This is a genomic window from Nocardia sp. 852002-51101_SCH5132738, assembly GCF_001665695.1.
In the GTDB taxonomy this organism is placed as follows: Bacteria; Actinomycetota; Actinomycetes; order Mycobacteriales; family Mycobacteriaceae; genus Nocardia; species Nocardia nova.
This window is the reverse complement of sequence record NZ_LZML01000017.1, coordinates 1-14,111: the sequence shown is the minus strand read 5'-3', so window position 1 is coordinate 14,111 and position 14,111 is coordinate 1. Positions and strand designations below refer to the sequence as shown.

At 64.6% G+C, this 14,111-nt stretch carries 5 protein-coding genes and 2 pseudogenes; all 7 read right to left on the bottom strand.

From position 1 onward, the window contains the following. Positions 1–10: 10 nt before the first annotated feature. The 7 genes and pseudogenes from A5789_RS01795 to A5789_RS01770 all read right to left on the bottom strand — a co-directional run bounded on the left by A5789_RS01795 (position 11) and on the right by A5789_RS01770 (position 13,884). Positions 11–8,179, bottom strand: a complete 8,169-nt coding sequence (locus tag A5789_RS01795; RefSeq protein ID WP_064927110.1) for a non-ribosomal peptide synthetase — start codon at positions 8,177–8,179, stop codon at positions 11–13. A 55-nt stretch (positions 8,180–8,234) separates the two neighbouring features. Then, on the bottom strand, positions 8,235–8,996 hold the full coding sequence (locus A5789_RS35220; RefSeq protein ID WP_082940405.1) for a class I SAM-dependent methyltransferase: 762 nt from the start codon (positions 8,994–8,996) through the stop codon (positions 8,235–8,237). Positions 8,997–10,491: 1,495 nt separating this feature from the next. Beyond that, positions 10,492–10,734, bottom strand: a pseudogene (locus tag A5789_RS01785) (amphi-Trp domain-containing protein); the annotation flags it as partial. A gap of 601 nt (positions 10,735–11,335) precedes the next feature. Continuing rightward, a pseudogene (locus A5789_RS37590) lies at positions 11,336–11,813 on the bottom strand (IS3 family transposase); the annotation flags it as partial. Positions 11,814–11,916: 103 nt separating this feature from the next. Next, entirely contained in the window at positions 11,917–12,330 is a 414-nt protein-coding gene (locus tag A5789_RS01780; RefSeq protein WP_064902228.1) for a heme-binding protein, read from the bottom strand. Beyond that, a complete protein-coding gene (locus A5789_RS01775; protein ID WP_064902229.1) occupies positions 12,327–12,728 on the bottom strand; it encodes a hypothetical protein in 402 nt (133 codons plus the stop codon). The genes A5789_RS01780 and A5789_RS01775 overlap by 4 nt, the downstream gene beginning before the upstream one ends. A gap of 28 nt (positions 12,729–12,756) precedes the next feature. Next, positions 12,757–13,884: a glutathione-independent formaldehyde dehydrogenase gene (locus A5789_RS01770; RefSeq protein ID WP_231953312.1), complete on the bottom strand. Its 1,128-nt coding sequence runs from the start codon at positions 13,882–13,884 to the stop codon at positions 12,757–12,759. Between the last annotated feature and the right edge of the window lie 227 nt (positions 13,885–14,111).

Genomic DNA, 14,111 nt, shown 5'->3' with positions numbered 1-14,111 from the left:
AATCTCTCCTTCAACCGCCCGTCCGAGGGCATCTGATCACAGATCGCCCGGACTTACACGGTTGCCATGACACCCCCGCGTAGTCGATGTATTGCACCGCCAACGGCGACCGATTCGGCGCTCGGCCCGCGCACCGGTCGGCATACGCCACACTCAAATCAGCGGCCAGCGGCCTCAGCGACCAGCCGTCAGCAGCGATATGGTGCATCACGATCACCAGCACGTGTTCGCGATCGGCAACTTCGAAAAGCCTTGCCCGCAAGGGAATTTCGGCAGACAAGTCGAAGGGGTAGCATGCCGCCGCGTCGGCCGCCGCATCCAGCTGGGTGCCCGACCACCCGGTCGCATCGACAACCTCCCACCCGAAATCGACCCGCTCGACGGGGATAACCATCTGCCGGGGTGTCCCCTCGACCGTGCCGAACACCGTGCGGAGGCTTTCATGCCGGCCGACCACATCGGCCAGCGCTGCACGCAGCGCCTCGACATCGAGCCCACCGCTCAACCGCAACGCCGCCGCCACGTTGTAGAGCGGGGAGGGGCCCTCCAGTTGGTCGATGAACCACAGTCGTTGCTGGGCATACGACAACGGAATTACCGGGGGCCGTTCGACGGGTGTCAGTCGTGGGAGTCGGCTCGAACCCGCGCGACCGATACCGGAGGCCAGCCGGGCAACGGTGGGTGTGTCGAATACGGTGCGTACCGAGAGGTCGGTGTCGAGTGTGGTGTTGATCGCGGCGATCAGGCGCATCGCCGATAGTGAGTCTCCGCCGAGGTCGAAGAACGAGTCGTCGATGCCGACGTGGTCGAGTCCGAGTGTGTGGGCGTAGAGGGTGGTGAGTATTTCCTCGACGGGAGTGCTCGGGGCGCGATACCCGCTCGCCGCGTATTCGGGTACCGGTAGGGCACGGGTGTCGAGTTTGCCGTTGACGGTCAGTGGTAGCGCGGGCAGTGTCATGACTGCCGCGGGGATCATGTAGGCGGGAAGTCGTTCGGCGAGTTGGGTGCGTATGTCGGTGAAGTTTGCCGTGCCGGTGATGTAGGCGACCAGGCGCTTGTCTCCGGGGTCGTCTTCGCGGGCGATCACTGCCACCTGTTCCACCCCGTCCAATCCGGTCAGGGCATCCCGGACTTCGCCGCACTCGATGCGATATCCGCGGATTTTGACCTGCTCGTCGGCGCGGGCCACATACCGCAGCTGACCGTCGTGTCCCCAGCGGACGAGGTCGCCGGTGCGGTACATGCGTGTCCCGGGCTTCCCGAATGGGCAGGCGGTGAATCGCGTCGCGGTCAGTGCGGTGCGCCGCCAGTATCCGCAGGCGACTCCCGCGCCGGCGACGTACAGTTCGCCGGTGACGCCGACCGGCACGCGCTGTAGTCGGTTATCGAAGACGAACAACGCTGCCCCGGCTACGGGTGCGCCGATCGGCGGAGTTCCCGATCCGGGTGTCAAGGGTGAAGTGAGGGTGACGCACATGGTGGTTTCGGTGGGGCCGTAGCCGTTGATCACCGTGTGTTCGGGTGCCCACTGGTCTATCACTCGAGCAGGGCAGGTTTCACCGCCGAGTATCAGGGTCAGCGGTTCCAGGTCTCGTGGCGTGAGCATTGCTGCCGCAGTAGGTGTTTGGGTCAACACCGTGACGTGTTCGGCGGCAAGCGCATCGTGAAAGTCGTTGGGGGAGAGGGTGGTCGTGTCGGGTATGACGACCAGTCGGCCGCCGTGGAGTAGCGGGGCCCAGATTTCCCACACCGAAATGTCGAAGGCGAGCGAATGGCATTGCGCCCATACCTGTTCGGAGGCGGGTGTAGGGCCGGTGTCCAGGGTCGTCAGTAGTTGGGTGACGTTGCGGTGGGTGGTGGCCACGCCTTTGGGCACCCCGGTGGTGCCGGAGGTGTAGATGAGGTAGGCGATGGTATCCGGGCGCGGCGCCGGTAGCGCGGTGCTGGGTTGGCTGTGGATTGCGGGGTCGTCGACATCGATGATCGGTATGTCGATTCCGTCGAGTCGTCCGGCCAGGTCGGCGGTGGTGATCACGGCCGCCGGTGTGGCGTCGGCAATCATGAATTCGATTCGTGCCCTCGGATGTTCGGGATCGATGGGCAGGTAGGCCGCCCCCGTCTCGAGTACCGCGGTGATGGCGGTGATCGCTTGTGCCGAGCGCTGCATCAGTAGCCCGACCACGCCTCCGGGGCCCACCCCGTGGCCGCTGAGCAGATGCGCCAGCCGGTTCGCCGCCTCGTCGAGTTGCCGGTAACTGTATGAATGATCGCCGCAGCTCAAGGCTGTTGCGTTGGGGGTGCGGGCGACCTGTTCGGCGAACAGTTCCGGTACCGACTTCATCGATGGTGTGCGCGAACGTAATACGGCGCGGTTGCCGATCTCGTCCAGCCGGGTGTGTTCGGATTCGTCGAGCAGGTCTATCGATGACAGTGGTTGTTCCGGGTTGGCGGTGACGGCGTTCAGTGTTCGTTCCAACCGGTCGACGAGTGTTTCGATGGTGGTGGTGTCGAAGATGTCGGTGCGGAATTCCACTGCTCCGCCGAGTCCGGCGGGTTCGCCGGTATCGGTGAAGCGTTCGCCGAGGGAGAAGGCTATGTCCATGCGGGCGCTGTGGGTATCCAACGGAAGCGAGGTGACCTGGAGGTCTTCCAGCGCCAATCCGGCTGCTGGATCGTTGTTTCCGGTGAAGTTCTGCCAGGCGAGCAGAACCTGGATCAGCGGGTGATGTGTCAATGATCTGGCCGGGTTGAGTCGTTCCACCAGTACCTCGAACGGTACGTGCCGGTGTTCGAACGCTTCCAGGCTGCGGGCGCGGACCTGGGTCAACAGGTCGGTGAAGGTGGGATCCCCGGTGAGGTCGACTCGCAGTATCAAGGTGTTGACGAAGAAGCCGACCAACTCGTCGAGGGCGGGATCATCACGACCGGCGACGGCAAAGCCGACCGCTACGTCGGGGTCGGCGCTGATCTTCGACAACAGCACTGTCAGGGCGGCCTGGATGACCATGAAGCCGGTCGCGTTGTGTTCGCGCGCTGTTCGGTTGATCTGCTGTTGCAATTCCGCGGGCCATTCGACTTTCAGGCTCGCGCCGTGGTGGTCGGTAGTTGGTGGGTAGGGTCGGTCGGTGGGGAGTTCGAGGTGTTCGGGCATTCCGGCGAGGGTGTGTTCCCAGTACTCGAGTTCGGTGGTGATGGGGCTGTGGGGGTCGTGTAGGTCGCCGAGTTGGGTTCGTTGCCAGAGTGTGTAGTCGATGTATTGCACTGGCAGCGGTGCCCGATGCGGTGCGTGGCCGTGTCGGCGGGCTCGGTATGCGTCGCTGACGTCGCGGGCCATGGGAATCGGTGACCATCCGTCGAATGCGATGTGGTGCAATACGATTGCGACGATGTGTTGTTGGGGTCGGAGCGAGTAGATGTGGGCGCGGATGGGGATTTCGGTCGAGAGGTCGAATCGGTATTCGGCCAGTTCGGCCAAGGCGTCGTCGATGTCTTGTTCGGGCAGCGGTAGTACTGCGGGGCCGTCGCGTCGCCACATTCCGGGTCGGGCCGGCAGTACTTGTTGGATTGGCACGCCGTCGGTGGCGGGGAATGTGGTGCGCAGTGATTCGTGGCGGGCGAGTACGTCGTCGAGGGCTGCGTCCAGTGCTTCGATATCCAGTTCCCCGGTGATCCGGAATGCGATGGGCATGTTGTAGACGGGGGAGGGGCCTTGTAGTTGGTCGATGAACCACAATCGTTGCTGGGCATACGACAACGGAACGCGCTCGGGGCGCGGCATGGCCTGCAGCGGCGAGCGAGCGGGCCCGCCACCATGCGAGTGCAGATAGTCGGCGAGACCCTCGACCGTGGACGCGTCGAACAGATACCGCACCGGCACTTCTCTGCCCAGCGCGAACTGCAGCCGCGCGCTCACCCGGGTTGCAGTCAACGAGTTTCCACCCAGCGCGAAGAAATCGTCATCGAGCCCCGCTCGGTCCCGACCCAATACCTCCGCGAACACCTCCGCGACGATTTTCTCGACCCGAGTCTGCGGCGCCCGGAAGGGCGTCGCGGCAAATATCGGTGCCGGCAAGGCCTTACGGTCGATTTTGCCCGAGGAGGTCAGCGGGAACTCGTCGAGCACCACAATCTGCGCCGGCACCATGTACTCGGGCAACCACGCGCTCAACCGCTGCCGGACGGCGTTGATCTCGGTGTTGGTGTGGGGGTTATTGGCGTGGGTGGTGATTCGATGGTCTCCGGTGGTGGGCAGGTAGACCTCGGTCAGCGGCGGGGCGTGCCGGCGGTCGGGGTCGGTGGGGGTGAGGAAAACGGCATCGAGGGTGCCGGGCTGGGCGCCCCAGGTGACGGCAACGTGGTATCCGGTGGTTTCGCCCAAGCGGTGCAGCTGTTCGGGTGTAGTGGTGTCGGAAGTCGCGGCGGCCCGGGCGAGTGCGTCGGCCAGGGGTAGCCCGCCTGCAAGGGCGTGTTCGATGCGGACATCGGTGATCAGTCCGGTACGGGGGATGCCGGTAATGCGCACGGTGGCGGGATGTCGGGAGATCAGCTCGGTGTGCAGTCCGCGCAGCCCTGCGAATCGGGTCCATGCCCAAGAGGGTGCTGTTGCCAGTGAGCGGACCGGAGTGGGCGTTTTGTGGACGATGACGTCGTACCGGTACCTGTTGAGTTCGTTGTCGGCCGATCCGCGTTCGACCTGTATATCGATTCCGGCCACCGACGGACGACCGGCGGCCCAGCCGGTGAAGAACTCGGGGGCCAGCAGCAATTCGGGTTCGCTGAGCACGGCGAGCCGGACTTGCCGGCGGATCTCGGCGGCGTCGGTGGTGGCGGTGCGGGCCAGCGCGACCGCCGTGTGAAACGCTGCCTGCAGGGTGTGATTACGGACGTCGCCGATGAACATCGCCCCACCTGGGGCCAGCAGATCCAGAGCGGCATCGCTCACCTCGGTCAGATAATCCTTATTGGGGAAGTACTGGACGACCGAGTTGAGAATGATCGTGTCGAAGTAGCCCCGCGGCAATGCCTCGGTGACGTGAGCCGGACGGGTCAGCAGCTGGACTCGGTCACGCCACGGGATCCGCAACTGCTCGAGCGAGTGCGCGAGATTGTCGATCGCCACCGCTGACACGTCGGTGGCAACATAGCGCTCACACCGCGGAGCGATCTGTGACAACACCAGTCCGGAGCCCGCACCGATCTCCAACACCCGCCGCGGCCGCAGCGCGAGGATCCGATCCACCGTGGCCGCACGCCACTCCAGCATCTCCTCGAGCGGAATCGGATCATCGGTGTAGCTGCTGTTCCAGCCCCGGAAATCCATGCCGAACTCCGACGACGCCACCTCGGCGCCGTACAGTTCGTTGTTCATATGCCGCCACTGTCCGACGATGTCGGCATCGTGATCGGTGGCGGTGTGATCGAGGGTGACGTAGGCGATGAGGTCGGCGCCGGTGCTGCTCCGCTGCATGGTCGCGGCGGCCTGGGTGACCTGGGGGCAGGCCAGCAGCGTGTTCTCGATTTCGGCGAGTTCGATGCGTTGCCCGCGCAGCTTGATCTGGGTGTCGGCGCGGCCCACGTACATCAGGGTGCCGGTGGAGGTCCAGCGCACCAGGTCACCGGTGCGATACACACGCGTCCCGGCGTCCCCGTAGGGGTTTGCCACGAACCGTTCCGAGGTCAACTCCGGCCGGCCCACGTAGCCGCGCGCCAGCGCGGGCCCGCCCAGATACAGCTCGCCCACCACCCCGACCGGGGTCGGGTTCAGCCGCGCGTCGAGCACGAGCGCGCATATCCCTGGAATCGGGGTGCCGATGCTGACCGGGTGCCTCGACGACAGGGGCGCAAGGGTGGCGCCGATGGTGGTCTCGGTGGGTCCGTAGCCGTTGAACATCTGCCGTCCCGGAGCCCAGGCGGCCACCAACTCCTCCGGGCAGGCCTCCCCGGTCGTGACCAGTGTGCCCACCCGGTCCAGCCGGGCCCGATCCAGCGACGACAGCACCGTCGGGGTGAACACCGCCGCGCTGACCTGCTGGTCCTGCAGGAAAGCGGTCAACGCCTCCCCGGCATACACGTGCGGTGGTGCCACCACCAGCGCCGCGGCCGACCCGGCTGCCCACAACATATCGAAGATCGACGCATCGAAACTCGGCGCGGCCACCATCGAAATCCGTGCACCTGCGCCCAGCCCGAACACCGCCCGCTGCGCCGCGGCCAACCCCAGCAGACCGGCATGGCTGACCGCGACCCCCTTGGGGGCGCCGGTGGATCCCGAGGTGAACATCGCATACGCGGTGTTGTCCACCCTCAACCCAGCCGGCCGATCGGCGTCCGTGATCGCCTCCGCGGACCGCCCGGACACATCCGGAGCGTCGATGCGCACTATCGGACGCGCCGCGGCCCCGGCTACCGTGTCGGACCCGTAGGTCAAGACGCACACCGCCCCCACCGCATCCAGAACCGTGGTGATTCGCTCGGCCGGATGGGCGGGATCCAGCGGCACATACACCCCGCCGGCCTTGACCACCGCCCACCATGCCACCACCAACTCCACACGGCGATCCATCGCCACACCCACCGCGCGCTCCGGGCCCACGCCCTCCTCGATCAGCACCCGCGCTACCCTCGTCGACCACCGATCGAGCTCGCGATACGACACCTCCCGGGCACCGTCGACGACTGCCGGCGCGTCCGGGCCGGCCGCCACCGCCGCCGCCAGCAACTGCGGCGCCAACCCGACGGGCGCCGCCACCCGGGCACCGGACCACACCGACAGCACCAGATCGCGCTCACCGGTGGCCAGCAACGACACCTCTCCCACCGTCACCGACGAGTCCGCCACCACGAGGCGGTCGAAAAGCATTTCCAGACGGGTTATGTGCCTGGCGATGTCGTCGGCGGCGTACCGATCCGGATTCCACATGAACTGAATTCGCGGCGTGCCATCACCCAATTGCGGATAGATGTTGATTGCGCAGTCTTGGATGGGATAGGTGGTCAATACGTTGTACGTCACTTCGGAAGAACCGAAATGCAACGGGGTGGCGAAGTCGAGAATGTTGATCGCCGGGCCGAATTCGATGTTCATGTCGGGTCGGGTTGCCTGGGCGATCAGGTCCGGCCAGCGCCGGAATTGTTGGTGCCGCAGCGCGCCGACTAGGGACTCGGCTACCCGATCGGTCAGTGCGCCGATGGTGTCGCCGTCATGGACTCGAATGAGCAACGGCACCATGTTCGAGACCATGCCCGTACATTTTTTCAGTGCCGCGGTCGTGCGTGCCGACACCGGCAGAGACAACGAAACATCTTGCTGTCCTGTGGTTTTCGCGATGAAAACCGCTACTGTCGCGACAACCCTTGCGACATCGAGTCGGACAGGCCGGTTCTCCTCGAATCGATGCGTGTACACCAGTTCGCGAACCAACGGGTGGCGTGGTGCCACCGGCCTGCGCGTGCCGCCCAGGTCGGTGATGTCCGAAGGTTCACGCACGACGTTTTTCCAGTACTCGGCATCGACACGACTGCGCGAAGACTGCTGATACTTCTGATCCGCGTTGCGGATCAGGTCGAATTCGGAGAAGTCGACTTCGCCGGTCTCGGGCGCTGCTCCCGAATAGACGGCCGCGATGTGCCGGACCATGGTGTGGGCGCCGTACCCGTCCAAGAGAACGTGGTGTGTGCGCAGGTAGAAATACGACAGATCGTCGGTGATGCGCAGCAGCGCAAACTCGGTGAGTCGGTCACGGACCAGATCGATCGGCCGGCGGTAGTCGTTGTCCATCCAGCCGCGCGCAGCGGATACCGGGTCGCGCTCGGCGCGCAGATCGATACAGCGAATGGTCCGCGGAAACGAGCGATCGACTACGAAAACCGGTTCGCCGTCGTCGAGGGATAGCCGCGCGCACGGTGTGCCGAACCGCGTTGCCGCCGATTCGCACGCAATCATGAGCCTCTCGGCGTCGACATCGTGATCGATCGCCAGGAAAACGGCAACGTTGTAAGGGACTTCGGGCCGGAGTTGCTGGGCAGCCCATATCGACCTCTGAGCGGCGGTTAAGGACCCCAGCACCTCCGGATGGACACCGTAGTTGAGCATGATGGCGAATTCCGTGTAGGTCTTCGAAGCGTCGAATTCCGGCAACCAGATCTCATGCCGGCTGTAGCGGTGATTGCGATGGCGCACAGTGCACCCATAGCCGTGGTCACGAGCGCCGATGCCGATCGGTTCAATCGAATGTTCATCGGGCAGAACTGGCCACCGCGATCTGCGGGCTTCCGGGGAGAACGGCTGCCTGCCTGCGCAACTCGAGGGTGATCGCCGGGTCGGCGTACCGGGCCAACGCGCGCAGCGCCGACGGGCCGTAGGCGCGCAACGAGCTGATCAACGCGTCGTGCCAGTACGGAAAGATCACCAACGGCAGCGCCGGCGCCAGCATGACGAGGTGCAGTAACGAAGGCGGACGCGACAAGTCGATGATCAGCAGTTTCGCGGCGGCGCGGGTGCCTTCCGCGAACACCCGGACAGCCAGCGGTGGTGGCAGATGGTGGAGGGACTGCACGAACACGGCGAGGTCGTAGTACCCGTCGGGCGCGTCGATGGCGGTCGCGTCCATCTCGCGCACAGTGGCCCGCGGATGACTGCCCAAATCACCTGCGGCGATGGCAGCGACAGAGGCGGGTTCGATGTCGGTGACCGTGACGTCGGCGGTGGGATGCATCTCCAGCAGCGCGCGCGACAGCCCACCGTGGCCGGAGCCGAGTTCCAGGATCTTGGGCTCGCGCACGTCGGTGACCTCGTCGAGCACGATGCGCGCGAGCTTGCGATGTATCCCGAAAAACCGTTCGCCGCGGTCCAGAGAACGAATTATCTTGCGCTTGCGATCATCGACGTCGTCGCGGTCGAGGTACTCCAGACGATCGGTTTCCAACCGCCGGTCCAGCCACGACGCATCCGGTCCGCCGCGCGGCATGCGGTTGATGTCGAAGGTCTCCGTGGTCATAGCGTTCACCCCCGCGCTGCGGGAACCGTTATCGGTGGATGTGGCCATTCCGGCTCGGCGGTTGGCTGCGACCAGCCGCATCAGGAACGAGGGCCGCGCGAGCCGGGCCGGCGGGTCGACGAAGTGCATCACTCGAAGGACCGCTTCGGCGACGGCCGGATCGTTCGCGGCGGCGGCCTGTGCCTTGTCTATGGGCCAGTTCACCAAGTGTCTCGGCACCCGACGCCAACCACCTCCCTGGGACACGGTGAAATCGGTGAACCGATTTCCCCGCCACACCGGGCCGATCTGTTTGGCGGTCGCTTTGAAGAATCGCCGGCTCACATCTCCGTCGCGATCGGCCAGGCAGTCGTGCAGCGCGACGGCCTGCAGCGCGGCCATGGTCATGCCCTGCATATATACGGGGTTGAAGCTGCAGATCGCATCGCCCATCACCAGCAGCCCCGGGGGGAATCGACGCATCTTGTCATAGCGTCGCCATGTGCTGGCCGGGTAATGCTGCGCAGACACCCCGCCGAGCGGCTCAGCGGACCGCAGCGCGTCGATCAGAGTGGGTGGCGCGAATTGCGCGGCACATTCGATTACGCCGGACAGGTCACGGGGGAGTTTGTACCCGCCTACGCCGAACAAGGTCAGGATCCAGGTGTCGCCCTCGTAGGCCACAGCCACCACTCCGGCCGGTCGTTCGGGCAGCGGACTGACCGAGAAACCCAGTTTCTCGCCGATCGTGCCTGCGGGGACCCGCAGAAATTGGCTGGCATAGTTCAGATGCACCGGGTAGCTCTGCTCGATCGGTCGCTCGCAGCCGAGATTGCCGAGGAACGCCGGCGTATGCCCCGAGCGGCCCATCGCATCGACCACCAAGTCGGCATCCAGCACGGATTCCTCACCCGTGTAGCGGTTGACCACCCGGGCGCCCGTAACCCGACGGTCGCGGTCGGTCGTGGGCTCGACGACAGCATGGCTGTCCAGAATTCTCACGTTCTCGATGGCGCGGACTCGCCGCCTGACATGGGAATCCAAGAATGGTCGGCTGGGTTGATAGACGACCAGCGATGCCGGGTCGGCAAACTTGTCCGCGACGTCGAGCTCATGCCGGCCCAACCGGACATATACCCGCGATGGCTCATTGGGCAGGACTTTCGCGCCTGCGGCGACGAGTTCGTCGAGCACGCCGGGAAACAGCTGATCCAGGACGTTCGATCCCCTACTCAGCAGAGCATGAAAATGCCGTGCCTGGGGAACACCTCGCCGCTGCTCAGGACCGTCCGGCAGCGGATCCCGCTCGACGAGCGTGACCACCTCGTAGAAGTCCGACAACACCCGGGCGGCGAGCAGCCCGGTCATACTCGCCCCGCAGACGATGGCTCGCTGTCCGAGTTTGCTCATAGCGCTCCCTGCCGCAACTCGCCGTCGTCCTCCTCGGCGAGAACGTTGCCCGTCGACGCTTCGTCCTGTTCAGCAAGCACGAACAGCAGGCATGCCGGGTTCAAATCGTCGAATCACCGGTAGCCTCGTCACGCCAGCTGATCTCGATTTCTATTTCGGTCTCGTCGCCGTCGACCTCGATTTCGAGCTCCACATGGACGCGCTCGGGGACGACGATGTCGATCGTGTCCCCGCCGGATCCCAGCTTCACCTCGGAGCCACCGGCAAGCGCCTGCCCGATCGCGATGAGCCGCTCGGCCACTTCTTCACGCGACAGTTCGGACTTCCTGTTGATCTCCAGCTTCGGCACGACAACTCCTGCCTCGATGCGGGACGGATCGATAACTGAACAATAGCTGGTGCGAGGGCGGCGTCGGATCGAACCGGGAAGCTTGACTGTGCCGGTTTCGGCGAGGTTGTCGGCATTGTGCGCGGCCACAACAGGCACGGTCGCGGAAGGTCCGTGGGGCGCAGGGCGAGTGCACCTCCGCGGCTGCACACAGGGCGTGGAATTCCCAACGGCGGCATCGAGATCCGGCATCTCTGCGGAAAGTGCCCAGGTGACAGAGAGGGCGTCACTGGTCGTCCACTGCGTGGGCGAGTGCGCTCGAACGCGTGGGAGTCCGAAGGTGGCACCGGTGACCGGAAACGGTGCGCGAGGGGGGACTCGTATTCCCCGATGCGGCAGATTTACCTAACCCATGTGTTCGACACGATCTAACATAGGTTTACTCCCAACAATTTTCAACGATGCCACGATGTGTGTTTACGGTAACTCGTTGCAACCGAGCATCTTTGATGCATTCGCAAAAGATGATGCGCGGCTGACAGCTGCAACGATCAACGGTCTGCGCGACACGGGCGGAGTTCCTGGCCGGTTCACCATCGATGAACGGACCAATTTCGTCCCCGTAGCCGTAGGCTCCTCGGAACGCGACGTGGATCTCGCGGATCAGCCCGGTCAACCATTGGCGCCGCAACTGCGTCGGCGTAGTCGGGTGCCGCTGGCCTTGGTAGTAGTGCTGCCGGGCCACCCCCAGCACTCGACAGCATCAGGCTACCGGTGCCCCGGCGGCGACGAGGCCGTCGATCACTGGGTAGAACCGCATTTGGGCCAGAGATGTCCTCCCCGAGGAACTTCGCGGCGTGGCGGATGATCGTGATCTCAGTTTCCAGCTCGCGGATCCGGCGGCGGCCAGCACGCAATTCTGCCGACTTCGCGCAGGGTTGCCCGGCCGCAGTCCGCGATTTATGTCGTCCTGGCGCAACCTTTTCGACAAGGTCACCGGGGTGGATGCCGAGTTCAATCGCGGTCTGCTTAGCGGGTTTGCCCGTCCGGACCAGAGCGATCGCTCGGGTACGGAACTCGGCGGGATAAGCGCGTAGCACGCGGGACAGCCTTTCGGTAAAGCTGTCGGTTAGCAACTGGAGTTGGAACCCAACCGCCGGTGGGGCAGGTTGGTTTGTCACCTCTCGGTGCAGGCAGCCCCGCTCACATCGCCGTTGAGGCTGCCTCGGCGACAGCCTTGTCCTGCTCTCCGGTGCCGCCGCTGACGCCGACGGCCCCGACGACCTGGCCGTTGCGCCGCAGCGGCACACCGCCGGCGAAGATCATGATGCGTCCACCGTTTGAGGTATGTATCCCGTAGAACTGCTCGCCCGGACCCGCATCGGCCGCGAGGTCCTCGGTCGAGATATCCAGCGCTCGGGCGGTGAATGCCTTGTTGATCGAGATATCGATGCTGGCGATCCATGCACCGTCCATCCGCACATGGGCTACGAGGTTGCCGCCGGCATCGACCACCGCAATATTCGACGGCGACTCGATCTCGGCGGCTTTGGCCTGCCCGGCGGCAATCACCCGCTGCGCATCATCGAGGGACACTGAGGTCTGATTGATTGTCATGACGCACCTGTCCCCGTCTTCGCGAACTGCTCGATGGCCTGACTGACCGTGGAGAGGTCATCGGGCGACCTGCGCGAGATCAGGCTGTCGCAGATCATGACCTCCTCGTCGGCGACGTCGGCCCCGGCGTTGCGCAGGTCGGCCCGCAGACTCGGGCATGGGGTGAGCGTTTCGCCTGCCCCGATCGGCTGTCGAGAGCCGACGAAGTGGCGCACGAACGACACCGCTGCTTCCGCGATTCGCAGCTTGTCCTGGTTCACCGCGCCACCCCGCAGCAGCAAGGCATCGTAGACATCGACCGCGGCATCGGATACGGCGTGGGGTCGGTCGAATTCGGCTCTTTCGATCCCGTGGGCAGCCGGACTCGCGATGTGCTTGCCCTGCAGTGCATTTGCCATCGTTGCGCTCCTCTCGGTCCGGGCCGCCTCACGGATGCATGACGACCTTGGTCCATCCGTCGTCGCGGGCATCGAAATGCTGGTAGCCGGATTCGGCCTCAGCCAGCGGGAGTTCGTGAGAGACGATCCACGACGGTTTGGCCCGGCCTTCATGGATGAGGTCACGAAGCTGGCGGTTGTAGTGCTTGACGTTGGCCTGCCCGGTTCCGGCCTTTTGACCCTTGAACCAGAACTTGCCCATGTCGAAGGCGATTCTGCCCTTCTTCTCCAGCTTGTCGGGCGCGTTGGGGTCTTGCGGCAAGAAGATGCCCACCACGCCGATGTGCCCGGTGAACCGTACCGAATCGACCAGCCGGTTCATGGTCATCGCCGAATCCTCATGTCCCTGCGGGTCGTGGGCCTGGTAGCCGACGCACTCACAACCCTTGTCGGCGCCGCGCCCGTTGGTCTGCTCCAGCACCTGCTCGACCGGGTCGCCCTTCGAGTCGTCGATCGGTATGACGCCGATCTGCTCGGCCAGGCGCAGCCGGTCGGGGTGACGGTCGACGATCATTACCTTGCTCGCGCCCTGAATCATCGCCGAGTATGCCGCCATCAAGCCGACCGGGCCGGCCCCGTAGATGACCATCGAATCGCCGGGCTGCATGTCGGCCAGGCGGGTGCAGTGCCAACCGGTCGGGAAAATGTCCGACAGCATCACGTAGTCGGTTTCCTTGTCCTCGGCATCCTCGGGCAGCCGCAGACAGTTGAAGTCGCCGAAGGGCACCCGCAAATACTCGGCCTGCCCGCCCCAGAACGGTCCCATCCCGGCGAAACCATACGCGGCGCCCGCCATCTTCGGATCCGGATGCACCGTCAGGCAGAACGCGGTCAACCCTTCCTCGCAGTTTCGGCAGAAACCGCAACCGATGTTGAACGGCAGGCACACCCGGTCCCCGGTGGTGACCTTTACCACCGCATTGCCCACCTCGGCGACGATCCCCAGATTCTCGTGACCGAGAACCATCCCGGGTTCCAGATCGGTGCGGCCCTCGTACATGTGTAGATCCGACCCGCAAATGTTGGTGCTGGTGATCTTTACCAGCACATCGGTCGGCTGCTCAATCCTCGCATCGGGCACATCCTTGACATGAACCTGACGCGGCCCGTCGTACACAAGCGCTTTCATCTCGATACTCCCTGACATGCGGCGTTTCCGGTTGACGCCCGGCGGCCACAGTCGGTTATGTATGAGCCACCGACCGAACGAACGGTTCTGCTGGGGCAGCCGACGCGATAGCGCACGCAACGGAAGAACACACCAAAACTAGTGTTCTGCGCCTGAAATCCGTTGCAGATATCGTGCGAGGGAGTCGAGGATCTCTTCGGCGGTCTTGCGCCAGA